Source organism: Flavobacterium sp. AC274 (assembly GCF_979258275.1).
Genome location: NZ_OZ409852.1, coordinates 228,192 through 250,834 on the forward strand (window position 1 = coordinate 228,192; position 22,643 = coordinate 250,834).

Genomic DNA, 22,643 nt, shown 5'->3' on the forward strand with positions numbered 1-22,643 from the left:
ATTAAAAAAATAAAAATGAGTAAGACATTATTTGACAAAGTATGGGATTCACATGTAGTGCGTAAAATTGAAGATGGACCAGATGTGTTTTTTATTGACCGCCATTTCATTCACGAAGTTACGAGTCCTGTTGCTTTTTTAGGATTAAAAGCAAGAGGCGTTAAGGTTCTTTACCCTGAGCGTACTTTTGCAACTGCAGATCACAATACACCAACCATAAACCAACATTTACCAGTTGAAGATGCGCTATCTGCAAATCAGCTTAAAGCGCTTGAGGATAATGCTGCCGAATACGGTATTTCTCACTGGGGATTAGGTCACATTAAAAATGGAATTGTACACGTAGTTGGTCCTGAAAACGGAATTACTTTGCCAGGTGCTACTATTGTATGTGGAGATTCTCACACGTCTACTCACGGTGCTTTTGGAGCGATTGCTTTTGGTATCGGAACTTCTGAGGTGGAAATGGTGCTTTCTACGCAATGTATTATGCAGCCAAAACCAAAGAAAATGCGTATTAACGTAAACGGTCAATTAAGTAAAGGTGTTGGTCCAAAAGACGTTGCACTTTATATTATTGCACAATTAACTACTTCTGGAGGTACAGGATATTTTGTTGAATACGCCGGAGATGTTTTCGAAAACATGTCTATGGAAGGCCGTATGACCGTTTGTAACTTAAGTATCGAAATGGGTGCCCGTGGTGGAATGATTGCACCTGATCAAAAAACTTTTGATTTCCTTGAAGGAAGACTTTACGCTCCAAAAGGCGAAGCCTGGACTAAAGCAGTTGAATATTGGAAAACTTTAAAAACGGATGCTGATGCTGTTTTTGATGCTGAATTAAACATCAACGCTTCAGACATTGAACCAATGATTACTTATGGTACTAACCCAGGAATGGGAATTGGTATCTCAAAACATATTCCAAACGCCAATCAGGTTGAAGGCGGTGAGGAAACTTACAAAAAATCGCTTGCCTATATGGGCTTCCATGAAGATGATGTGATGATTGGAAAACCAATTGATTATGTTTTCTTAGGAAGTTGTACAAATGGTCGTATTGAAGATTTTAGAGCTTTCGCCGAAATTGTAAAAGGAAGAAAAAAGCGGATAATGTTACCGCTTGGTTAGTTCCGGGTTCTCATGTTGTTGAAGCTCAGATTAAAGAAGAAGGTATTTTAGATATTTTGACAGAAGCTGGTTTCGTACTACGTCAGCCGGGATGTTCTGCTTGTTTGGCTATGAATGATGATAAAGTTCCTGCCGGAAAATATGCAGTAAGTACATCAAACAGAAACTTTGAAGGTCGTCAGGGTCCAGGTTCAAGAACGCTTTTAGCAAGTCCAATTATGGCTGCGGCTGCGGCTGTTACCGGAAAATTGACAGATCCTAGAGAATTGTTTTAATTTTATTATCAGGCAGAGTTTCATGAAAAAAATAGTATTAGTATTTACAATTTTAGCTTTTTATTCTTGCAATCAATCTTTAGAAGATAAAATTGTTGGGAAATGGAATTTTGAAAATGTAGATTCTCAAATACTGGACCTTTCAGAATTGCGATACAAAAATTCAAGTCTTAGCAACTTACTGGGAAGTAGTTTTTATGAAACGAATTATTTGTTTTTTCAAAAAGAAAAAAGCTATAAAGGTGTTTTAGGCGTGTACAATGGCATTTATACTGATGGTAATTGGTCTTTTAATGAAAATGATTCGATTGTGTCATTTACTGAAAACAGAATCACAAAACCATTTCTAAAAATAAAATCTGTAAGCGATAAAGAACTGCGATTTAGTGTCGTCAGTAAACATCCAACTCTGGATAATCTCATGGAGTTTGTTTTTGTAAAAGAGAATCAGGAATTAAATAATTCGAAATTCGATTATACTCAAAAGCAATTTAATTTATGGAGAAAAAGCCCTGATGAGCCTGAAGATTTAAATCAGATATCAAAACGAGTAAAGCAATGTCTTGAATATTCGGTTACTTATTTGAAATACAATTTAGAGCAAAAGAAAAGCAGCGTTTCATTAAAAGAAATAAGTTTTCTGCCTATCAATTTTTACGATAACGGAATCCAATTGAAAGATCCTGATGAATTACAAAAATGGGACAATGTCTTTTTTAGTAATGTAGATGCTTTAAATGGCCGTGAGATTATTAAACAAATCATTAAAACTGATTTTAGTTTACCAGAAGATAAAAGTGGATTAGAGTTAGATATCTACATATTAGAAGAGATAAAAAATAGAATAAAATAAAAAAGACCATCATGGCATACGATAAATTTAATATACTTACCAGCAGCGCAGTGCCGTTGCCAATTGAGAACGTAGATACAGATCAAATCATCCCGGCGCGTTTCTTAAAAGCTACAAAACGTGAAGGTTTTGGAGACAATCTTTTTAGAGACTGGAGATATAACGGAGATGATTCTCCAAAAGCTGATTTCGTTTTAAACGATTCAACTTATAGCGGAAAAATCCTTGTTGGAGGAAAAAACTTCGGTTCTGGATCTTCAAGAGAGCACGCCGCATGGGCAGTTTACGATTACGGTTTTAGAGCCGTAGTTTCAAGTTTCTTTGCTGATATCTTTAAAGGAAACTGTCTAAATATCGGTGTTTTGCCAGTTCAGGTTAGTCCGGAATTTGCTGATACTATTTTTAAAGCAATAGAAGCTGATCCTAAAACAGAATTAGAAATCAACTTGCCAAACCAAACGATTACTTTATTGGCAACTGGTCAATCAGAATCTTTTGCAATTAACGGATACAAAAAGAATAATATGATTAATGGCTTTGATGACATTGATTATCTACAAAATATTAAAGAAGATATTGTGACTTTTGCCGATAAACTTCCTTACTAAAAAATCAGGTTCAGTCCTATGAGACCCGGCAGGTTTTTGAAACTTGTCGGGTTTTTCTAAATTAAATTAGAAAACATAGAACGCAGATCAAACGGATTTGCTATCGCAAAAACGCTGAAAAAAACAGATTTTATTTTTAACTAAAGTAAAAATCAGTGATAATCTGCGTCTTCGCAAAGCGAATCAGTAAAATCAGCGTCACAATTAAAATATGGATCAACAATATCCAACCCATTAGAAATTTAGAATATCAATATGGAAAAAAGAAAAATTGAAATAATGGATACGACGCTTCGTGATGGTGAACAAACCTCGGGAGTATCTTTTTCTGCTGCAGAAAAACTGACCATTGCACAATTGTTGTTGGAAGAATTAAATATTGATAGAATCGAAATTGCATCTGCCCGTGTGAGCGAAGGCGAATTTCAGGCTGTAAAAGGCATTACAACCTGGGCGACAGAGAAAGGCTATATTGATCGCATTGAGGTCCTTTCGTTTGTAGACGGAGGTGTTTCGATCGACTGGATGAAAAAAGCCGGAGCAAAAGTGCAGAATTTGCTGACCAAAGGTTCAATGAACCACTTAACGCATCAATTGAAAAAAACTCCGGAACAGCACTTTTCCGAAATTGCACAAATCATTGCTTTAGCAAAAGAAAATGATATTGAAACCAATGTTTATCTGGAAGACTGGAGCAACGGAATGCGAAATTCTCCGGAATATGTTTTTCAATTTCTGGATTTTTTAGCAACACAACCCGTTAAAAGAATTTTACTTCCTGATACTTTAGGGGTTTTAATTCCGTCTCAAACCTTTGAATTTATATCTAAAATAAGAGCAAAATATCCTCAGATTCATTTCGATTTTCATGCACATAACGATTACGATTTAAGTATTGCTAATGTCATGGAAGCCATAAAAGCTGGCATCAACGGACTTCACGTTACTGTAAACGGAATGGGAGAACGCGCCGGAAATGCGCCGCTCGAAAGCACAGTTGCCGTTATAAATGATTATCTGCCAGAAGTAAGCATCAACATCAAAGAAACTTCTCTTTATACGGTAAGTAAATTGGTAGAAACTTTTACAGGCTACAGAATTCCCGCAAACAAGCCAATTGTTGGCGATAATGTTTTTACGCAAACTGCCGGAATTCATGCCGATGGTGACAATAAAAATAATTTATATTTTAATGATTTGCTTCCGGAACGCTTTGGAAGAAAAAGAAAATACGCTTTAGGAAAAACTTCAGGAAAAGCCAATATTGAAAAAAATCTTCAGGAATTAGGTTTAAAATTAAATCAGGAAGATTTAAAATTGGTTACGCAAAGAATTATAGAATTAGGCGATAAAAAAGAAACCGTTACTAAAGAAGATTTGCCATACATTATTTCAGATGTTTTGGACAGTCATACTTATCAGGATAAAATTACAATTGAATCTTATGTATTAATGCATTCAAAGGGAATGCGTCCGTCTACAACTTTGCTGTTAAAAATTGACGACGAAATTATCGAAGAAAGTGCTCAGGGCGACGGTCAGTTTGATGCTTTTATGAATGCTTTGTCGAAAATTTACAAAAGTAAAAAACTAACGCTTCCAAAATTAATTGATTATGCAGTAAGAATTCCACCCGGAAGTAGCTCTGACGCCTTATGCGAAACAATTATAACCTGGACAAACAACGGAAAAGAATTTAAAACAAGAGGATTAGATTCTGATCAAACAGTTGCTGCAATTATTGCAACTCAAAAAATGCTGAATGTAATTGCTTAAGATAGTTGCAAAGGTTCAGAGCTACAAAGGCACCGAGGTTTTTATACCTGCTTTTAAAAACTTTGAACCTTTGCTCCTTTGTCACTTTGAACCTATAAAACAATAATTACTTAAAAACAAATCTTAACATCAGTAAGATTCTGACTATTTTTGCGAGCCAAACCTATATTAAATAATGAAACCTACTTTTACAATTATTATTTTTATTCTGTTTTTTTGTCGCGGTTACAGTCAGACTTATAAGCCCTTTGATACAATTTCATACGAAAAAAGAAAACTGTTTTTAAAAGAATTCAAAAGCAGTAATGATCAAAAAATAAAAGAAATAAAAAAACTTATTCAGGAAAAGTGAGTAAGGAAATGGAAGCTGTATACAAAAGTCAATTTGAAGATTTTTCAAGAACAATCGACAATAAAGAACTTTATTTTGATGAAAATCTTCAAAATTATAGTCAAAAAATACTAGCCGAAATTACACGCAATAATCCTTCTTTAAGCAACAAAAAAATCGCTGTTTACTTTTCCCGAGACCCGGAAGCTAATGCATACAGTATTGGTGACGGTACAATTGTATTCAATCTTGAACTATTAAGATATTTAGCCGATGAAGCAGAAATAGGATATATTATTTGCCATGAAATAGCGCATTACGCTTTAAATCACAGAGAAAAAAGTATTGAAAAAGAAATTTCATCTCAAAATTTAAAAGAAGCAAAAGCACTGGAAAAAGACCTGAAAAAATCCAAATTCAACAAACAAATTAAGTCAGAAAGTTTTGCAAAAAACAGTGTATATTCAAGAAAAAACAGATCTCGCCTTCAGGAATTCCAGGCAGATTCATTAGGTCTTGATTATTTTAAAAATACCAAATACAATAGTGCATCAAGCATTAATTTATTAAAACATCTTTCGAAAACGGATATAGAAACAGATAGTTTGCCGAGAGTTAGTTATCCTAAAAACTTCACAACTAAAAATCAGAAATTTATTAAAGACTGGGTTACTATGGAGGATTACTCTAAATACTCCTACTCTAAAGAAAATATATTTAAATGGGACGTTGATTCGTTAAAAACACATCCTAATTGCGAGCAGCGCATTGAAAAAATAAGCAAACAAGTAAAAAATACTAAGACGAATTATTACACAGATAAAGCTTTTTTTGATGATTTAAAAAAGAGAATCGAATACGAGCAAATATATAGTAATTATTACTTGAAAAACTATGGTTCAAGTCTATACGATGCTCTTAAATTGAAAGAAAAAAATCCGAAAAGTATTTATTTAAAAGAAATGATTACATCAAATCTGGAAGCCCTGGCCAAAGCCAAAAAAGAAATGAGAATCAACTCTTATATACCATCAATAAATCCGAATGAACAAACAAAGAGTCAGCAGTATTATTTCAATTTCATGGCGAATTTAACTTTATCTGAGTTAGAACAATTAGCTTTGGATTATAAAAATGAACCAACAAACCCAATTAAATAAACATAAAAGCCTACTTATCCCTTATGAAAAAAACTTACTTATTATTTTTCCTGCTCCTCACGACTTTTTGTTTTAGTCAGTCATATACTGTTTTAAATGCAGCAGCCGGAGAATATATGGCTTTTCAACCTATTTATGATGATTCTGAACTTTTTGGTTATGTAGAATTACGTACCATGAATATTGATGAAAATAACACCGTAACAATAAAATATATTGTTTTAGATAAAAATTTCAACACAATGTGTTCCGGTACTTTAATGGAAAAAACCTCTAATTCAAAACGCAAGAAAAAATTTGAAGACATTACCTATTCTGATGGTTTCATTCGCCTTGACTTTTTTGAATTTTCACAAGCTTTTGGACAAGATGCTTTTCCTTACTTTAAAACGTATCAGGTTATTGATTTAAAAAAGAACACTGTTATTACTAAAGGAATTTATAATCCTGAAGTAAAAGACATTGACAAGAAGTATGATAAAATAGACCGAAAAGGTTATCTCTGCTACTCTTTAAATAAAACAGGTTTTTTAATCATGGAAACAAACCCGGATACAGAAATTGGGAATGAAGCTTCTATCTTTTATGCGTTGAATTTTAAAAACGAAAAAATTTGGGAATACAAGACCAATCGTGAATTGAAAAAATACCTTATGAATTATACGCCTATTAATTATGATGAAAAATACATTGTATTGGAAGGTTATTTTTATAAAAAAACAAAAAGAGAACAACGACATATTCTGGTGTTAGATGCTAAAACAGGAAAAGAATTGCTTTATCTGCCAACATCTAGTGAATATACCGTAACAAGAGAATATACTTACCTTAATGGAGATAAAATTTATACCGGTGGAAGATTTTTTGAAAAAGACTCAAAAGAAGAATACGTAACTGATGAATCTTTAGGTATTTATCAAACTATTATTGACATTAAATCAAGTAAAGTTATTAGAGACAAATATGTTAAGTACGATCAATTTCCGGATTTAAAAATCAATAAACACGGAAAAATACGCGGTGAAGGATTTTTAAGCTTTAAAAGAACAAGCATTAACCCAGACGGAACTACATTTGTACTTGGAGAAGCATATTGGCAAAAACAACAATACAGAGCTTATACACAGCTATATACATTTTTAATGGATAAAGATTTTAATCCGGTAAAAACTGTAGAATATGAAGTAAAACGTACCAGAGGATCTAAATATGATTTTTCGCAACGTTTAGCAAATAGCGCCGGAAGAGCGTATTTCTTTTTTGATAAGAATGATGATAAAGATTTAGAATTGAATATTTTAAATTATTATTTTAAATCACAAAAACAAGCAATTCAAAAAATGCCAATTACTAATGACGATAGTGCAATTAGCGTTTTTCCAGCCAAAAGCGGCTATGTTGGAATTGCAGAGTACTTTAAAAAACCGGAGAAAACCGGAAAATTTATGGAAGTGCGACTTGAGAAATTAAATTATGAACGCGAATAAACCCGATTATCTATTAACAATTATATAAAACCATTAAATATGAAATTTAATATAGCCCTTTTAGCAGGAGACGGAATTGGTCCTGAGGTAATTAATGAAGCTGTAAAAGTATCTGACGCTATTGCCAAAAAATTCAATCACGAAATAACATGGACACCAGCTTTAACAGGAGCTTGTGCAATCGACGCAGTTGGAGTTCCTTATCCTGATGAAACTCATGAAGTTTGTATGAAAGCCGATGCAGTTTTGTTTGGAGCAATTGGACATCCAAAATACGATAACGACCCAAGTGCGCCAGTTCGTCCGGAACAGGGATTATTGTTGATGCGTAAAAAATTAGGTTTATTTGCTAATGTTCGTCCAACTTTTACTTTTCCATCTTTAATTGATAACTCTCCTTTAAAAGAGAAAGAATTGAAGGAACTGATTTGGTTTTCTTAAGAGAATTAACAGGCGGAATTTACTTTGGAGAAAAAGGAAGAAGAGACGGCGGAGAAACTGCTTTTGACAATTGTGTTTACACAAGAGCCGAAGTACAGCGTTTGGCTAAAAAAGGTTTTGAATTAGCCATGACAAGAAGTAAAAAATTGTGTTGCGTTGATAAAGCAAACGTTTTAGAAACTTCACGTTTATGGAGAGAAACAGTTCAGGCAATGGAAAAAGATTACCCTGAAGTTACGGTTTCATATGAATTTGTTGATGCCGTAGCGATGCGTTTGGTTCAATGGCCAAACTCTTATGATGTATTGATTACTGAAAATTTATTTGGAGATATTTTAACTGATGAAGCTTCTGTGATTTCGGGTTCAATGGGATTAATGCCTTCTGCGTCTGTTGGAGAACACACTTCATTATACGAACCAATCCACGGATCTTATCCTCAAGCTACAGGATTAAATATTGCTAACCCTTTAGCGACTATTTTATCTGCAGCAATGATGTTCGAAGATGCTTTTGGTTTAAAAGACGAAGCCGAAGCGATAAGAGCAGTTGTAAATAAATCACTAGAACAAGGAATTGTTACAGAAGATTTAGCACCAAAAGGGTCAAAAGCTTACAAAACCAGCGAAGTTGGAGATTGGCTTGTAGCGAACTTATAATTAATTTGTTTCAGGTTTTATTTTGTTTCAGGTTTCAGGTTATTGAAACGTGAAACAAAATAAACTTGAAACTTGAAACAAATTTCACCGCATAAAAAAAGGGATCAACTTTCGTTGATCCCTTTTATATATTTAGAAAAAAATATTAATATCCTCCTCTGTTACCACCACGGTCATTTCCACCACGGCTGTTTCCTCCACCATAACCTCCGCGTGAATCTCCACCACGACTGTTATTGTTGAAGCTTCTTCTTTCACCTTCAGGTTTCGGTTCAGATTTATTAACCACAATTGCACGACCTTGAACAGTAGCTCCGTTCAATTCATCAATTGCTTTTTGAGCTTCAGCATCGTTTGGCATCTCAACAAAACCAAAACCTTTGCTTCTTCCTGTAAATTTATCAGTAATGATCTTAACTGAATCTACTGCTCCGTAAGCCTCGAAAGACTCTCTTAAATCTGCTTCCTCAATACTGAATGGAAGACTTCCAACAAAAATGTTCATATGTACTTATTTATAATAATGTAGCAAATGTAGTCTTATTTTTCTCTAATCTACTATATATTAGTTTATTTATGTTTTTATTTTGATTTTAAAAAGCAGAATTCAATAAAAATGGCTACTGATTATTAAAATGTTAATTAGCATTAAAATTAGAACTAACAGAAACAGGCACTTTATAAAAAACCCCTTCAGAAAAATTGATCTGTGTTTTTTCAGTGTTTTCGGCATTAGTATTTACTGCGGTAAATTTAAATGTTCCTGAAATAGTGTTGTTTTCAGTATTATACTCAGTAATCACAATCTGGCCATTTCCTATATTAGTACCTGTGGTAAACTCTTCTGTTTGTGTTGAAAGAGTATTAGAATAAGATGCTTTGGAAATATCATTTTTGCCAAGAGTATAGGTTTGCGGTGATAGAGAATTAGTTTGCAATGTTATTTTTTCAAATCCTAAATATCCTTCTATAATTAAATGACCTGTCGTTGTTGTATATGCTTTATAGTCTTGGGCTCTCCAAAAAACATTGTCTTTTAAGGTTTGAAATGCCGGATTATTGAATTTCACATCTTCGGTACAAGAGGTGATCATAAAAATTAATGAAAACAAATAAAGGTACTTTTTCATAGAAATGAATTTATAAGACAAAAATATTGCATTGGATATAAATATTTTAAAAACCTCATTAAATACAACAAAAAATTAAGGAAATTTACTTTAACATATTTAATACTCTTTCGAACGCACAATTCAGAAAAAAATTATATCTTTGCGCCCTTAATTAACAGAGGTCGAGTACCTCAAAATTTAATCATACGATTATGTCAGTAAAAATTAGATTACAAAGACACGGTAAAAAAGGAAAACCTTTTTACTGGGTTGTAGCTGCAGATGCACGCTCAAAAAGAGATGGTAAATACTTAGAGAAAATCGGTACTTACAATCCAAACACTAACCCGGCAACTATCGACTTAAACCTTGATAGTGCAGTTAAATGGTTACACAATGGTGCACAACCAACTGATACTGCAAGAGCAATTCTTTCTTACAAAGGTGCTTTATTGAAACACCACCTTGATGGAGGTATTCGTAAAGGTGCTTTAACTCAAGAGCAAGCTGATGCTAAATTATCTGCTTGGTTAGATGCTAAAGCTGGAAAAGTTGATGCTAAAAAAGACGGTTTAACAAAAGCGCAAGCTGATGCTAAAGCTAAAGCTTTTAAAGCAGAGCAAGAAGTTAATGCTAAACGTTTAGCTGCTGCAGCTCAGGCTGAAGCTGATGCTATCGCTGCTGAAACTCCTGCAGTTGAAGAAGAAGTTGCTGAAGTTGAAGCAGAAGCTACAACTGAAGAAGCTCCTGCTGCTGAAGAAAATAACGAAACAACTGAAGCATAATTTTAGCTAGCGAGAATGCGTAAAGAAGAATGTTTTTATTTAGGTAAAATCGCTAAAAAATTTAGTTTCAAAGGTGAAGTTCTGGCTTATTTAGACACGGACGAACCTGAGTTATACGAAAATCTGGAATCAGTGTTTATTGAATGCAATAAACACCTGGTTCCTTTTTTTATTGAAAAAAGTTCATTGCATAAGAACGACTTTCTAAGAATTCGTTTTGAAGACATGAATACAGAAGAAGATGCAGATGCCATTATGGGAAATGCTATTTATCTTCCTTTAAGTATGTTGCCAAAACTTTCCGGCAACAAATTTTATTTCCACGAAGTTATTGGTTTCGAAATTGAAGACCAGCGTTTAGGCGTTTTTGGAAAAATTGCTGCCGTAAACGATACTACAGCCCAACCTCTTTTTGAAGTTTTAAATGGCGAGGTCGAAATGCTAATTCCGATGATTGATCATTTTCTTGTAAAAATTGATCGTGAGAACAAAAAAGTAATCATGAACTTGCCTGAAGGGCTTGTTGAAATGTACCTTTAATAAGAAATTCCAATTTTTAAATTCCAAATTCCAATACGAAGAGTTATTTCTTAAATTATATTTGACAGAAAAAACTTTCAAAATAAATATTTTTGCTATTTTTAAATCCTATTTATTGGAATTTAAAATTTTAAAAATATTGGAATTTACACTATGACTAAACCCTAAGATTTAGAGGAAAGAACTTTTTTATTTGCAAAAGAGTGTCGAGCATACATTAGAACTTTATCTAAAACAACATCAAATATTGAAGATGGAAAACAATTAATAAGATCTTCCGGCTCTATTGGGGCGAACTATATTGAAGCGAACGAAAAGCTCGGAGACAAAGATTTAATATTTAGACTTAAAATATCCCGAAAAGAAGCCAAAGAATCCAAATTTTGGCTACGATTACTTCATGAATTAAATCCAGACCAAAAAACACTTTCAGATTCCTTATTATTTGAAGTAGAAGAATTACGAAAAATTTTATCTGTAATAATCACTAAAACTTCAAAATAATTATTGAGATTTTAATCTTACTTTTGCAATTCAAAAACACATAGTTTTACTCCTTTTGCAATTGGAATTTGGAATTTCTTTTTTTGGAATTTTGCCTTTTCAGAGTTGGAATTTGGAATTTAAAAAATTGGAATTTAATATTATGTTTTCATTCAAGCAATTTTCTATCGAACAAGACAAAACCGCTATGAAAGTCGGAACAGATGGTGTTTTACTAGGTTCTTGGGCTCCAATTCATCATAATCCGTTTAGTATTTTAGATATTGGTGCCGGAACCGGAATAATTGCTTTAATGCTTGCTCAGCGTACTTCTGCTGAACAAATTGATGCTCTTGAAATTGATGAAGAAGCTTACGAACAAGCCGTTGATAATTTTGAAAACTCGCCTTGGGGAGATCGTTTATTTTGTTTTCATGCCGGTCTGGACGAATTTATCGAAGAACCGGAAGATGAATATGATTTGATTGTTTCAAATCCTCCTTTTTATGCCGAAGATTACAAAACCGAAAACGAGCAACGCGATTTGGCACGTTTTCAAGACGCAATGCCTTTTGAAGAACTAATTGAAGCTGCTGATTTATTACTTTCTGAAAACGGAATTTTTGCTTTAATCATTCCATTCAAAGAAGAAAAAAACTTTATTGCCTTAGCCAAAGAATCCGAATTATATCCTGTTAAAATTACCCGCATAAAAGGAACTCCAACTTCTGAAATCAAACGTAGTTTATTGGCTTTTAGCCGAAATGAAACTTCAGAAATTGAAATCGACGAATTAATTATCGAAATCAGCAGGCATGTTTATACTCCGGAGTATATTGAATTGACTAAGGATTTTTATTTGAAGATGTAAAGGAGTTTTTTCAAAGTTTTGAGCTTTTAAAAAGATTAATGTATTTGTTATTTACCATTTTTAGCAAAAAGTATTGCTCTCTCCAAAATCTCATCTTTTCCTTGCTGAATCCCCACAATAGTTCGTTTTATCTCAATATCAGGAACAATTCCAATACGCTGAACTTCTTTTTTGTTTGGATAAAAAACACCATAACACGTAAATGACGAAGAAAATCCTTTTATAATACCAAATCTATAGTTTGCACCATCTGCGCCTCCTGTCTGACTGCCAATAACAGTAGTTTTGGGAGCGGTTTGAAGCGCCATAACGTTATGTTCTGCATGACTAACCGCATTTTCATCAACTAGGACAATTACTTTTCCTTTGTAATAATCTGGATTTGTTTTACCACATTTGTCAACTTCTGATCTCCAAACATAACGACCTGGAAAACTAACATCCGGATCAATATATTTAACATATTCTACTGATTCTGGATTAAGCCATTCTGCAAGGGCGTACATTACATCGTGAGGTCTTTTTCTGTTATCAAAAATAATAGCATTTGTGTTTCTAAATTCTTTAATTAAATTTGGAACATCTTCAACATCAAGCGCATCAAAATTTACATAACCAATATTTCCTTCTAAAATTTTCCATTTTTCCTCCTTTAAAAATTGAACTTTTAAATCCTGATATTTATATCTGTTTATTAATTTTACAGCTGTTTTTCCATCTCTGATAAATTCAATTTCAAAAGAGGGTGTTTTTCCATTAAAAATGGCCCAATAAGCATTTTTTAAAACTGAAGGTTCATTCGATCCTTCAACATATTTCGAATTTTCTTTTAGAATTTGGGCGATTGTTTTTCCTTCTACTTTTGTAATTACATCTCCAATTTTCAAATCGCTAATTTTTGCCAGAGAATCGTTTTTAAAACCAACAACAACTGCTTTCTGATCGATGATTTTAACCTCAACAGGAATAAATTTATCACCAAAATATTCAAACAGCTGAGGCATTTGAGTTGAACCGTGTGTGTCGTTTATTTTTATAGAAATTTCCCGCAATGCTAAAGCAAAATCTTTTTCAGATTCTGGCGCAATAATTCTTGGAAGGAATTCAATTAGTGTCTTATCCCAATTTTGATCCATTTGATATTTATACGGAAAAAAATATTCAATGTAATTCCAATATCTGAACAAAGCCAAAAGACGCATATTTTTGTCTGTCCATTTAAAATCTGCATATTTTACTTCATTCTTAAATTGCAAAGGCGCACTGCCTCCGCCAAATGAATAATCAACATAATATTGTTTGCCCTGAATTCGATTTTCCTCAATAAATTTCAGTTTTTTAGAAAGTGATTTAGAAAATAATTCATTTTTATTGATCCACGACAAATCAAAGTTTTTGTCAAAATACTCTTTTTTGAATTTACCGCTTTATACATTTTTACTTCGCCTAATGAAGTAATCCAGTTTTCCATCACTAAAGAAAATGCTTCTGCAGAGTTTGCTTCTTCTACTTTGGGCAAAATTTGAAACAATTGATCATCCCAATTTTTGCTTCCATCAGCAACATTTGGATGATAATATTTTAGAAATCCCCAAATTTTTGCAGTTGTAGCTAATTTTTGAGTTTCGCTGACAGGCTTTGAAAAGGAATATTGGCATAATAGAAAAAAAACAATCAATAGAATCTTTTTCATTTGAAAAATTGGTTTGGTTAGTCAATAGTTTGGGAAATAATTTTTAAACCTGCTCGAAAATACTTTTAAACTGATAGAGTATTCTTTCGAGTAATCGTAAATCTTCGGTTACAATTTCTGCACTTCCTTTCATTTCTTGTTGAAACACAATTTGTTTCTTATAAGAGGTTTTTAATCCATTTGGAAGAGCAACATCTAATAATAAATTTCCGTCTTTATCCGGAACCAGGGAAATATTCTGAATTTTGCCATACAATACACCAAATTCCCTATCTGGAAAATTTGCCAGACGAATATTTACTTTCTGTCCTACTTTGATTTTTCCTGAATTCAAAGCTGGAGCTTTTACTTTTCCGACAAAACCATTTTTAGCGTCGGGAATTATCGAAAACACATTATCGCCTGTATTTATAGTTTGATTTTCTGTCCAAACCTGCAAAAAAGTAACAACACCGCTAACCGATGATTTCAAGGTATAATTAAGTTCCCAGTCTTTTATTACTTTTTTGAGCTGATAGAAAGACTGCGCCATACCGCGTTCCAGATTAACTTCTTCTTTAGTACTATTTATATGAGAACTCTGGCTCGATTTTGTATTATCAATCAAAGCAGATCTTAATTGAGAAATAGACGTTAAAAGGCTTTTATAACTCTTTTGAGCCTGGAGATAACCTAATTTTTTGGCCTCCATTTCCTGTGCCGAAATAATTCCTTTATTGAATAAAGTTTCAAAACGGGCAATTTCATTTTTTTGAAGCTGCAACTCGCTTTCATTTAATATTTTTTGCTGCTGCAGAATATCCAATCTTTCTTTTATCTGAATTTTTTCAGAAATCTGCGCTCTGTTCTCTACTTCATATGGATGCAAACTTTCATTTAATTGCTGCGCCTGATAATCTTTCTGAAAAACAGCATAAGCGCTTTCAATTTCTCCTAACTGTGTGTTTTTTAGTAAAGCAAATGGAAATTCTTTTTTTGGATCGTTGATATTATATTCATCAACTATTTTTTTCAATAAAAACACATTTTTATAATTGGCTGTATTTTCGATAATGGCAAGTGTTGTGTTTTTTTCTACTATCGATTTATCTTTAACCAAAATCGCTTCAATTCGCCCCGAAGTTTTTGAAACTATTTTTTCTGGCGGAATATTGGTTGTAATTACAATTTCGGTATTTACAACATCCGGATATTTAATAAACCAGGACACAAAAAACAACATGAAAAGTATCACGAATATCAAAACTGTTCCCCAACGTATCATCCAATGTGGTACTTTGGTGAGAATGTCCTGAACCTCTTCACTTCTTAATTCAAATGTATCTTCTGCCATGATTAATTTCCTAATTGCAATTGATTTCTAACCAACTCAAAATAATTTCCTTTTTGTTCTACTAAAGCCGAATGTGAGCCAATTTCAATAATTTTTCCTTTGTCTAAAACCACAATTTGATCGGCGTTCATAACTGTACTTAATCGGTGCGCAATAACAACTACGGTTTTATCTTTAAAGAAAATATCAAGTTTTCGCATAATTTCTCTTTCATTATTGGCATCCAAAGCCGAAGTTGCTTCATCAAAAAACAAGATTTCAGGGTTTTTATAAACGGCTCTGGCTATCAGTAATCGCTGTTTTTGCCCGGTGCTCATACCTAAACCTTCAGAACCAATTTTTGTATTATAACCCAGTGGTAAACCGCTTACATATTCTTTTATATTGGCTACGTCTGCAGCATAAACCAATCGTTCTTTATCCACTTTATCTACTCCAATGGCAATATTATTGGCAATGGTATCACTAAAAATAAAGCCTTCCTGCATTACGGCTCCAATATTAGATCGCCATGCCTTTTGAGAAATATTTTTTAATTGTGTGTTTCCAATATTGACTTCTCCGGTATTTGGCTCATAAAATTTGAGTAATAATTTCATGAGTGTTGTTTTTCCGCTTCCGCTAACGCCTACTATTGCGGTGACTTTATTGGCCGGAATTACTAAACTTAAATTTTCCAGTACCGGAATATCAGATCCTAAATATCGGAACGAAAGGTTTTTTATATCAATATCGGCATCATAAGGAACATCACTTGTTTGATTTGTTTCTTGCTGTATTTCATCTTCTTTTTCATGGATTTCAGATAATCTCGCTAGTGATATTTTGGCATCCTGAAGTTCTCTGACAAATTCTATAAGTTGCGTAATTGGTCCGTTTAAACTTCCAACAATCGAGCTGATGGCCAGCATCATCCCAAGAGTAATTGAACCATCGATAACTAATTTTGCAGATAAAAAGATGATGAAAATATTTTTCAATTCATTGATCATAGAAGACCCAATGGTTTGTGTTTGTTCTAAAACCAATCCCTTAATCGAAACCCTGAAAAGTCTTGCCTGTACATACTCCCACCCCCAACGTTTTTGTTTTTCGGCATTGTGCAGTTTAATTTCCTGCATTCCGTTAATAAGTTCCATTACTTTGCTTTGCTCTTGAGAAACTTCGGCAAAACGTTTATAATCCAGCACTTCTCTCCTTTTTAAGAATAAAGTAATCCATCCAAAATAAAGAATACTTCCGGCAAAAAACACAAAGAAAATCTGGAGATTAAAGTAAGCCAAAACACCTCCCATTACAAACATATTAATTACAGAGAACAATACATTTAAGGATGATGTGGTTAGAATTCGTTCAATTCGTCGATGATCATTGATACGCTGCATAATATCGCCCGTCATGCGCACATCAAAAAACGAGATTGGAAGATTCATCAGTTTAATGAAAAAATCCGATATTAATGAAATGTTTATTCGGGTAGAAAGGTGGAGTAAAATCCAGCTTCTAATGAGTTCCAGGCCTGTTCTTCCGGCAAAAAGAAATAACTGCGCAAAAAGGATCAAATAAATAAAATGAATATTCTGGTTTTGTATCCCAATATCAACAATACTTTGGGTTAAAAACGGAAAAATCAACTGTAATAAACTGCTGGCCAATAAACCGATACTTAATTGGACCAAAAATGATTTATAGCGCAAAACATATTGTGCCAATAATCCAAACCCTAGCCCTTTATTTTCTTCTTTATCAAATTCTGATTGAAAAAACTTTGGAGTTGCTTCTACCAATAATGCGATTCCTTCCTGAGTTGATTCATCTGCATTATTTCCTATCCAAAATTTAAGGAAGTCTTTTTCATTATATTCTATCAATCCAAAACCCGGATCAGAAACATAATATTTCCCTTTTTTAATTTTATAAAGAACCACATAATGGTTTTTATTCCAATGCAAAATACAAGGCAATGGAGCTTCTTCCAGCCTTTTTACATTTAGTTTTACTCCCAAAGTTCTAAAACCAATTTTCTCGGCAGCATCGCTCAGAAAAAGCAAATTACTTCCTTCACGAGTTGTTTCGCTACTATCGCGTAACTCCTGAATATGGATTGTTTTGCCGTAATGCTTTGCTATTATTTTTAGACATGTAGGGCCACAATCTTTATAATCTGCTTGTTTGTAATTGGTGAATTTTTTCAATTATAAATTTGGTTTATTTAAAGCAATATTATACAAAAATTCTTAAAAAAAGAAAAATAATGATCTGAAATGTATTAAATCACAATTTCAATTTTAATCAAATTTACTAATTTCAAAATCATTATAATTGTTTATATATCAGAATATTATATGAATAAAAAACAAAAAAACCTTGTTAACTAAATAACAAAGTTTTTATTCTTACAGTTAAAATATTTATTCTTTTAAATATTTATGATTCTAATGGGCAATTGTGGTCAATAACACCTCCACAGCCTTCACCTTCTGTAGCTATCCCTGCAAAAGTACCATCAGGACAATAACAAGCTATGGGACCACCACCTCCTGTTATACTTTTTTGTTCATTTTTACTTAAAACTTCAACACCTTTTAAATCTTTTAGGTTTTTCATAATTAGGTTTTTTTGATTTTGATTAGCTCTTCAATCCTTTTAAGACAGTTGAAGTTTCTGTCTGTTTTTTTATTTAACAGATTAATTTATCTCAAAAAAAACAGAGAGAAATAATCCTCTCTGTTCTTTATCTAAAAAGTGTAAAATTTAAGTAATATAATTTTCTCTAGGATATGGCACTGGTTAGCCCTAACCAATTAAAACCAACTCAGTGGCCACCTTTCCTGAGAATCCCGACACCAATCATCAATGTGGGGATATTTGCTCAATGTTCCACGATCGAGCGCCTACAAATTAAAAAAAACATGACTAAATTCTAATAAGGCTTTATCTTTATTACTTGTTTATTGTTATTGTTTAAGAAAACTAGCAACAAAGTCTGTTTGATTCGCAAATACCTGACTCCATATCCAAAGGACAATTTTCGCCAACCGACATTAACAAACATCCTGCTTCAATTGCATAAACCCAGCATTCCGGAATTCCTCCCTTCATTGATTTTTGCTCCATTTTGGTTATTTTTTGAGCACTTTCCAAGTTTAAAATTTTCTTTAACATGATTTTATTTTAAATTATTCTATTCCCGGAGGCGCTGGTGGCAAAGGAAAAGGATAACCACAATTTCCGGTGCTGCCTTCTGTTATCCCAGGGATTGATCCGTTTGGACATAATGAATAACAATATGCATTAACATTTTTATTTCCAATATAACAAAAGCAGGCACAAGTAGCTGGCTGAACAGGTAATCCTCCAAAAATGTTCTTTTGCTCTATTGTACTTAACCTTTGAACTCCGTCCAGATTTATAATATTCTTTAGCATAATTCTAGTTTTTTGCTTTTATACTTAATTGTTATTTTTAACAAGCAGTAGTACCAATTGGCACACAAAGCCAAAAAGAAGGCACCGTTCCAAACTCTGTACATCTTTTTGCTACAAAACCTTCTTCGCAAACAGGTGCATTACCACCAGTAATTGATTTTTGCTCATTAGCACTTAATTCTTTAGCTCCTTTAAGGTTTAAAATGTTTTTTAGCATGATATTTAGGTTTTGTTTGTTACTTATTTTTTGTTTAATCTTAAATGATTTCTTAATCTATTCCTCCACAGCAACATCCTCCGCTAGTTGCATTAGGAAAATCTGCGGGGCAGGCAGTATTGCCTTTTCGAACACAAATTCCCGCAAAAATTGCATCTGCACATTCTTTTGTTATTCCACCATTAATACTTTTTTGCTCCATTTTTGTAAGCTCATAAGCTCCTTCTAGTTTTAAAATCTTTTTTAGCATAACAATAGTTTTTTGTTTGGATAAATATCTTCAATCAGTTTTAAGACATTTGAAGCTCTGTCTATCCATGCCAATGGATATTGTTAGGGGCTAAGCTATTTTTTCTAAAACTTCTACTTCTTCAACAAAATCGTTTAAGAAATATTTTAGTTCACTCAATTCGTATTGTTCTGGATATATTTTTTCATTTACAATTTTAACTGGCGTATAATTAAAATTGTTTTTTGAACACCATTCATATTGTTTTTGTATTTCCTGATTGATCATCATACTAACTGGTTCGGTATGCCATTTTTTCAACCATTTTTTAAGCTCCATTTTTTTTATATGCCAATCTGAAATTGCTTCCACAATTTTGCCGGGAGTTGCTCTATTTATTGTTAAAAGTCTTTCGACAACAATTTTATATGGATTCTCGGCATTTTCGGGATTAACATTAAATAATATATTTAAAAATATTCTGTCCGGAAATTTCAAAACCAAATCAAATGCCTCCTGAAATGTTTTATGACAATGCCCACAACTAGGGCTTAAAACTATCGAAAGTTTAACTCCGGCATTTCTGTTTCCAAAATTCAAACCTCTTAAGTCTTCTAATCCATTTGCATTAGGTATTTTTTTAGATAAGAAATTCAATAATGAATAATTTCTTTTAAATTTTTTAAGCTCTTTTACATTGTTATCGCTATTCAATACATTCCTTACAACAGGTTTTATTAATAACCAGGCTGATGTTAAAAGAACCAATGCGAATAAAAATGGAAATATACTAGTCAAACTAAAACTTAGTGTAAACCAATCTGAGGAAAACCAAATAATACTTTGCGAAAAAATCAGAAATGAAACAACCAAACACATTACACACCATTTTTGAATTTCAAATTTTTGTATCCAAATTGAGGTTACAATAATAGGTATCGCCAATAAACTTAAAAAACCTATAAAAATTGTCGAATCTAAAGGTCTCAACAAAATAGCAAGGAAAGATGAACCAAAGAAAATCAAAGGTAAATCTGAAAAATTAATCCATTTATTAGTGTTACTATCAAAATTAATAACTGAACTGCAAGATGTATTAGTGGTTAAATTGCAAAACTTTGAAATAATATTGGTTTTAAAACCTAATTTTTCCTGAACAATAAAAACACTAACGATCAATCCTAAAAGTGAAGTGATCAAAAATACAAGACTAAATACACTATAAGTATTGTAGAAAAATGAAAATCCAAATAAAATCAATAAAGGCATAAAGTATTTTACATCTTTATATTCACTTCTAAAGTTTTCTCTTGCTACAACATTATTAGGTTCAATTGCAACGATTACACCATTCCAGTCCAAAAGGAAATTATCGTATGATATTTTTTGACCTGTTTTTTTATTTGTATCAATTCGAACAAATTCTTTTGTTCTTTCAACCAAAGTCAGTTCATCTTTAAAATAAGCTAAAAAATTGGATGGTAAATTTTCGATTTGTTCTTTCGAAACTCTTACAGCAGCATTCTCCACAGACAACAAATCTAATGAGTCTGTTATCGCAAATAAGCTTGGATAGTTTGGATGAGAAAGAAACAAATCTTTGAACTCATTTTTCACCTCCGAATACTTATTAATTTGAAGAAATTTCTGTACTAATTTTAACATCGTTTTGTGCCTTTTAAATCGTAATGACAATGCAAATATTGTTGTTTTTATTGGAAAAAAATCATCAAAGGCATACATTTTATTAATTATACTACATACAATTTATAAATTATATCAGTCTGAATAAATCAAATAAATCATTGTAAATCAGATATTTATACTAAATTTATCTTTGTAAATTTCTCCAAAAGTCCATTTTCGATTAAGGGTTTTGCTTTTTGCCTAGTTTTGAAATATCAATAACCATAACACGTAAAAACATGACACGTACGACATTAAAATTAGAGGATTTTGCAGTAGAGAAATTGACAAAAAAACAACAAAAAACGATTCACGGAGGTGATGATCCAGGTGGTGGAATAGAGCCTACAAAAGGAGGCGGAACAGGCGGTAATCCATAAAATTAAATTTAATAATTACACTAATATAACATACAGAATCATGGCAACTAAAAAATTAAAATTCGAAGATTTTGATATAGAAAAGATATCTAAAAATCAACAAAAAACAATTAAAGGTGGAGATGGAGATGACAATATCGATCCAAATAAATTGAAAGGTATAGGGAATCCTTAAATTTCAGAAATGAATTAAATATTACTCGCAAACTGAGCTGGAGATACTCCAGTTCTTTTGCGAAATGATTTGGCAAAAGAAACTGCATTTTTAAAACCAACACTTTCGGCAATAGCCTGAGTAGAGTATTTTCGATACATGTGATTTGTAATCATTTCATTGATTACATAATTAATTTTAAGTTCATTTGAATATTCTCCAAAAGATTTACCAAATCGTTTATTTACGACATAGGATAAATAAGTAGTGTTGGTTTTAATTTTTTTAGCAACGTAAGATAAAGTAAAATCGGGATTTAAATACTCTAATTTATTCTCAAGTGCCAATAATTTCTCGACTATTTTATTTTCTTTGGCTTCATCAATACTCAAATTGACATTTTCTTTTTTAAGCAGAACATCCTCAAATTCCGGTATTTCAATTTCTGTAACGACAGGATTTTCTTTCTTCTCTAAATTGGCTTTAAATTCTTCAATTAAAGCATTCATTTTTTTATGTGCTTTATTTTTATCTCGAATGTTTTTTATCAATAAAAACACAATTCCAATTACAAGTAAAACGTAAAACACTCTTAATGCCTTGTTTAACAGCACCTCGTTTTCAAACTTTTCCTGAATACCAACCATTTCATCGCTCAAATCGACAGTTCCAAGTTTATAGTTTACTTCTAAAGCTTCATTATTTAATTTTGCTTCTGATTGCTCATAGTTATCCAAATAAATCTTAGAATATTTATAAGCTAACTCAGGTTCTTTTTTAATATTATAAATCTTGGCTAAATAATAATTTGCCTTTAAAAAATTTTCATCCTTAATATTATTGGCTTGAGAAATGGAATCTACACGATTTAAAAAAACAAGTGCTTTATCATACTTCTTTGTCTCATAATATAAATTACCCAGATTATAGTTTGCAATAGTAATTCCTCTAATAATATTATTTTGCCTAGCAATAAATAAAATATCGTAATAGGTTTTTTCAGCATTT

23 protein-coding genes and 4 pseudogenes are annotated in these 22,643 nt (G+C 32.3%); 14 read left to right on the top strand and 13 right to left on the bottom strand.

Translation table 11 applies throughout. The features are described 5' to 3' along the window. Window positions 1-15: 15 nt before the first annotated feature. From leuC to leuB, 7 genes and pseudogenes are all read left to right on the top strand, one after another. Window positions 16-1,409: pseudogene (gene leuC / locus ACZZZT_RS00985) on the top strand (3-isopropylmalate dehydratase large subunit). 22 nt (window positions 1,410-1,431) lie between these two features. Further along, a complete protein-coding gene (locus ACZZZT_RS00990; RefSeq protein WP_073394666.1) occupies window positions 1,432-2,262 on the top strand; it encodes a hypothetical protein in 831 nt (276 codons plus the stop codon). Between the two features lie 11 nt (window positions 2,263-2,273). Then, window positions 2,274-2,870 carry a 3-isopropylmalate dehydratase small subunit gene (gene leuD, locus ACZZZT_RS00995; protein ID WP_073394664.1) on the top strand — a complete coding sequence of 199 codons (597 nt, stop codon included), beginning with the start codon at window positions 2,274-2,276 and terminating at the stop codon, window positions 2,868-2,870. 255 nt (window positions 2,871-3,125) lie between these two features. Beyond that, window positions 3,126-4,646 carry an alpha-isopropylmalate synthase regulatory domain-containing protein gene (locus ACZZZT_RS01000; protein WP_463459142.1) on the top strand — a complete coding sequence of 507 codons (1,521 nt, stop codon included), beginning with the start codon at window positions 3,126-3,128 and terminating at the stop codon, window positions 4,644-4,646. 360 nt (window positions 4,647-5,006) lie between these two features. Then, on the top strand, window positions 5,007-6,137 hold the full coding sequence (locus ACZZZT_RS01005; protein ID WP_463459143.1) for a M48 family metalloprotease: 1,131 nt from the start codon (window positions 5,007-5,009) through the stop codon (window positions 6,135-6,137). Between the two features lie 23 nt (window positions 6,138-6,160). After that, window positions 6,161-7,624, top strand: coding sequence for a DUF6770 family protein (locus tag ACZZZT_RS01010; protein WP_463459144.1), 1,464 nt, complete (start codon window positions 6,161-6,163; stop codon window positions 7,622-7,624). A 39-nt stretch (window positions 7,625-7,663) separates the two neighbouring features. Next, window positions 7,664-8,724: pseudogene (gene leuB / locus ACZZZT_RS01015) on the top strand (3-isopropylmalate dehydrogenase). Window positions 8,725-8,869: 145 nt separating this feature from the next. Here the strand turns inward: leuB and ACZZZT_RS01020 are convergent. After that, window positions 8,870-9,229 (bottom strand): RNA recognition motif domain-containing protein, encoded by a 360-nt coding sequence (locus ACZZZT_RS01020; RefSeq protein WP_026982652.1) that lies wholly within the window; start codon window positions 9,227-9,229, stop codon window positions 8,870-8,872. Window positions 9,230-9,362: 133 nt separating this feature from the next. Then, window positions 9,363-9,854 carry a DUF6252 domain-containing protein gene (locus ACZZZT_RS01025; protein ID WP_463459145.1) on the bottom strand — a complete coding sequence of 164 codons (492 nt, stop codon included), beginning with the start codon at window positions 9,852-9,854 and terminating at the stop codon, window positions 9,363-9,365. A 194-nt stretch (window positions 9,855-10,048) separates the two neighbouring features. Here ACZZZT_RS01025 and ACZZZT_RS01030 point away from each other — a divergent pair, with 194 nt between their 5' ends. The 4 genes and pseudogenes from ACZZZT_RS01030 (at window position 10,049) to ACZZZT_RS01045 (ending at window position 12,515) form a co-directional block, all read left to right on the top strand. Further along, a complete protein-coding gene (locus tag ACZZZT_RS01030) occupies window positions 10,049-10,621 on the top strand; it encodes a 30S ribosomal protein S16 (protein WP_042563312.1) in 573 nt (190 codons plus the stop codon). A 15-nt stretch (window positions 10,622-10,636) separates the two neighbouring features. Then, window positions 10,637-11,161, top strand: coding sequence for a ribosome maturation factor RimM (gene rimM / locus ACZZZT_RS01035; RefSeq protein ID WP_042563311.1), 525 nt, complete (start codon window positions 10,637-10,639; stop codon window positions 11,159-11,161). A 189-nt stretch (window positions 11,162-11,350) separates the two neighbouring features. After that, a pseudogene (locus ACZZZT_RS01040) lies at window positions 11,351-11,665 on the top strand (four helix bundle protein); the annotation flags it as partial. Window positions 11,666-11,807: 142 nt separating this feature from the next. Further along, a complete protein-coding gene (locus ACZZZT_RS01045; protein WP_463462361.1) occupies window positions 11,808-12,515 on the top strand; it encodes a tRNA1(Val) (adenine(37)-N6)-methyltransferase in 708 nt (235 codons plus the stop codon). A 47-nt stretch (window positions 12,516-12,562) separates the two neighbouring features. On the opposite strand, the gene ACZZZT_RS01050 is transcribed toward ACZZZT_RS01045, so the two are convergent. The 10 genes from ACZZZT_RS01050 to ACZZZT_RS01095 form a co-directional block, all read right to left on the bottom strand. After that, window positions 12,563-13,900: a S41 family peptidase gene (locus ACZZZT_RS01050; protein ID WP_463459146.1), complete on the bottom strand. Its 1,338-nt coding sequence runs from the start codon at window positions 13,898-13,900 to the stop codon at window positions 12,563-12,565. Next, window positions 13,846-14,208 (bottom strand): hypothetical protein, encoded by a 363-nt coding sequence (locus tag ACZZZT_RS01055; RefSeq protein WP_463459147.1) that lies wholly within the window; start codon window positions 14,206-14,208, stop codon window positions 13,846-13,848. Before ACZZZT_RS01055 ends, ACZZZT_RS01050 begins: the two co-directional genes overlap by 55 nt. 43 nt (window positions 14,209-14,251) lie before the next feature. After that, a complete protein-coding gene (locus ACZZZT_RS01060; RefSeq protein ID WP_463459148.1) occupies window positions 14,252-15,541 on the bottom strand; it encodes an HlyD family secretion protein in 1,290 nt (429 codons plus the stop codon). 2 nt (window positions 15,542-15,543) lie between these two features. Then, complete coding sequence (locus tag ACZZZT_RS01065; RefSeq protein ID WP_463459149.1) at window positions 15,544-17,736, bottom strand: peptidase domain-containing ABC transporter; 2,193 nt, start codon at window positions 17,734-17,736, stop codon at window positions 15,544-15,546. 232 nt (window positions 17,737-17,968) lie between these two features. After that, window positions 17,969-18,148, bottom strand: a complete 180-nt coding sequence (locus ACZZZT_RS01070; RefSeq protein WP_042563306.1) for a hypothetical protein — start codon at window positions 18,146-18,148, stop codon at window positions 17,969-17,971. A gap of 366 nt (window positions 18,149-18,514) precedes the next feature. Further along, window positions 18,515-18,706 carry a hypothetical protein gene (locus ACZZZT_RS01075; protein ID WP_042563305.1) on the bottom strand — a complete coding sequence of 64 codons (192 nt, stop codon included), beginning with the start codon at window positions 18,704-18,706 and terminating at the stop codon, window positions 18,515-18,517. A gap of 14 nt (window positions 18,707-18,720) precedes the next feature. After that, on the bottom strand, window positions 18,721-18,969 hold the full coding sequence (locus ACZZZT_RS01080; RefSeq protein WP_073394634.1) for a hypothetical protein: 249 nt from the start codon (window positions 18,967-18,969) through the stop codon (window positions 18,721-18,723). Between the two features lie 37 nt (window positions 18,970-19,006). Further along, complete coding sequence (locus ACZZZT_RS01085) at window positions 19,007-19,186, bottom strand: hypothetical protein (protein WP_042563302.1); 180 nt, start codon at window positions 19,184-19,186, stop codon at window positions 19,007-19,009. Window positions 19,187-19,238: 52 nt separating this feature from the next. Beyond that, window positions 19,239-19,436 carry a hypothetical protein gene (locus tag ACZZZT_RS01090; protein WP_042563301.1) on the bottom strand — a complete coding sequence of 66 codons (198 nt, stop codon included), beginning with the start codon at window positions 19,434-19,436 and terminating at the stop codon, window positions 19,239-19,241. Between the two features lie 90 nt (window positions 19,437-19,526). Continuing rightward, a complete protein-coding gene (locus tag ACZZZT_RS01095) occupies window positions 19,527-21,080 on the bottom strand; it encodes a vitamin K epoxide reductase family protein (RefSeq protein WP_463459150.1) in 1,554 nt (517 codons plus the stop codon). Window positions 21,081-21,340: 260 nt separating this feature from the next. Between ACZZZT_RS01095 and ACZZZT_RS01100 the strand changes: the two genes are divergently transcribed. Further along, the gene (locus ACZZZT_RS01100) at window positions 21,341-21,481 is read left to right on the top strand and encodes an rSAM-modified peptide (protein ID WP_302094310.1); all 141 of its coding nucleotides are present in this window, start codon (window positions 21,341-21,343) and stop codon (window positions 21,479-21,481) included. Window positions 21,482-21,521: 40 nt separating this feature from the next. Next, a complete protein-coding gene (locus ACZZZT_RS01105) occupies window positions 21,522-21,656 on the top strand; it encodes an rSAM-modified peptide (protein ID WP_302094309.1) in 135 nt (44 codons plus the stop codon). A gap of 14 nt (window positions 21,657-21,670) precedes the next feature. On the opposite strand, the gene ACZZZT_RS01110 is transcribed toward ACZZZT_RS01105, so the two are convergent. Beyond that, entirely contained in the window at window positions 21,671-22,027 is a 357-nt protein-coding gene (locus ACZZZT_RS01110) for a helix-turn-helix domain-containing protein (protein ID WP_463459151.1), read from the bottom strand. 49 nt (window positions 22,028-22,076) lie between these two features. Between ACZZZT_RS01110 and ACZZZT_RS01115 the strand changes: the two are divergent. Then, window positions 22,077-22,139: pseudogene (locus ACZZZT_RS01115) on the top strand (hypothetical protein); the annotation flags it as partial. Between the last annotated feature and the right edge of the window lie 504 nt (window positions 22,140-22,643).

Bases quoted from the DNA above. Each gene is read 5' to 3' on its own strand.
- ACZZZT_RS01020 (WP_026982652.1), bottom strand. From the start codon at position 9,229: ATGAACATTTTTGTTGGAAGTCTTCCATTCAGTATTGAGGAAGCAGAT.
- ACZZZT_RS00990 (WP_073394666.1), top strand. From the start codon at position 1,432: ATGAAAAAAATAGTATTAGTATTTACAATTTTAGCTTTTTATTCTTGC.
- ACZZZT_RS01010 (WP_463459144.1), top strand. From the start codon at position 6,161: ATGAAAAAAACTTACTTATTATTTTTCCTGCTCCTCACGACTTTTTGT.
- rimM (WP_042563311.1), top strand. From the start codon at position 10,637: ATGCGTAAAGAAGAATGTTTTTATTTAGGTAAAATCGCTAAAAAATTT.
- ACZZZT_RS01075 (WP_042563305.1), bottom strand. From the start codon at position 18,706: ATGTTAAAGAAAATTTTAAACTTGGAAAGTGCTCAAAAAATAACCAAA.
- ACZZZT_RS01095 (WP_463459150.1), bottom strand. From the start codon at position 21,080: ATGTTAAAATTAGTACAGAAATTTCTTCAAATTAATAAGTATTCGGAG.
- leuD (WP_073394664.1), top strand. From the start codon at position 2,274: ATGGCATACGATAAATTTAATATACTTACCAGCAGCGCAGTGCCGTTG.
- ACZZZT_RS01000 (WP_463459142.1), top strand. From the start codon at position 3,126: ATGGAAAAAAGAAAAATTGAAATAATGGATACGACGCTTCGTGATGGT.
- ACZZZT_RS01025 (WP_463459145.1), bottom strand. From the start codon at position 9,854: ATGAAAAAGTACCTTTATTTGTTTTCATTAATTTTTATGATCACCTCT.
- ACZZZT_RS01070 (WP_042563306.1), bottom strand. From the start codon at position 18,148: ATGAAAAACCTAAAAGATTTAAAAGGTGTTGAAGTTTTAAGTAAAAAT.
- ACZZZT_RS01005 (WP_463459143.1), top strand. From the start codon at position 5,007: ATGGAAGCTGTATACAAAAGTCAATTTGAAGATTTTTCAAGAACAATC.
- ACZZZT_RS01085 (WP_042563302.1), bottom strand. From the start codon at position 19,186: ATGCTAAAAAACATTTTAAACCTTAAAGGAGCTAAAGAATTAAGTGCT.
- ACZZZT_RS01080 (WP_073394634.1), bottom strand. From the start codon at position 18,969: ATGCTAAAGAATATTATAAATCTGGACGGAGTTCAAAGGTTAAGTACA.
- ACZZZT_RS01045 (WP_463462361.1), top strand. From the start codon at position 11,808: ATGTTTTCATTCAAGCAATTTTCTATCGAACAAGACAAAACCGCTATG.
- ACZZZT_RS01105 (WP_302094309.1), top strand. From the start codon at position 21,522: ATGGCAACTAAAAAATTAAAATTCGAAGATTTTGATATAGAAAAGATA.
- ACZZZT_RS01060 (WP_463459148.1), bottom strand. From the start codon at position 15,541: ATGGCAGAAGATACATTTGAATTAAGAAGTGAAGAGGTTCAGGACATT.
- ACZZZT_RS01030 (WP_042563312.1), top strand. From the start codon at position 10,049: ATGTCAGTAAAAATTAGATTACAAAGACACGGTAAAAAAGGAAAACCT.
- ACZZZT_RS01100 (WP_302094310.1), top strand. From the start codon at position 21,341: ATGACACGTACGACATTAAAATTAGAGGATTTTGCAGTAGAGAAATTG.
- ACZZZT_RS01055 (WP_463459147.1), bottom strand. From the start codon at position 14,208: ATGAAAAAGATTCTATTGATTGTTTTTTTTCTATTATGCCAATATTCC.
- ACZZZT_RS01090 (WP_042563301.1), bottom strand. From the start codon at position 19,436: ATGCTAAAAAAGATTTTAAAACTAGAAGGAGCTTATGAGCTTACAAAA.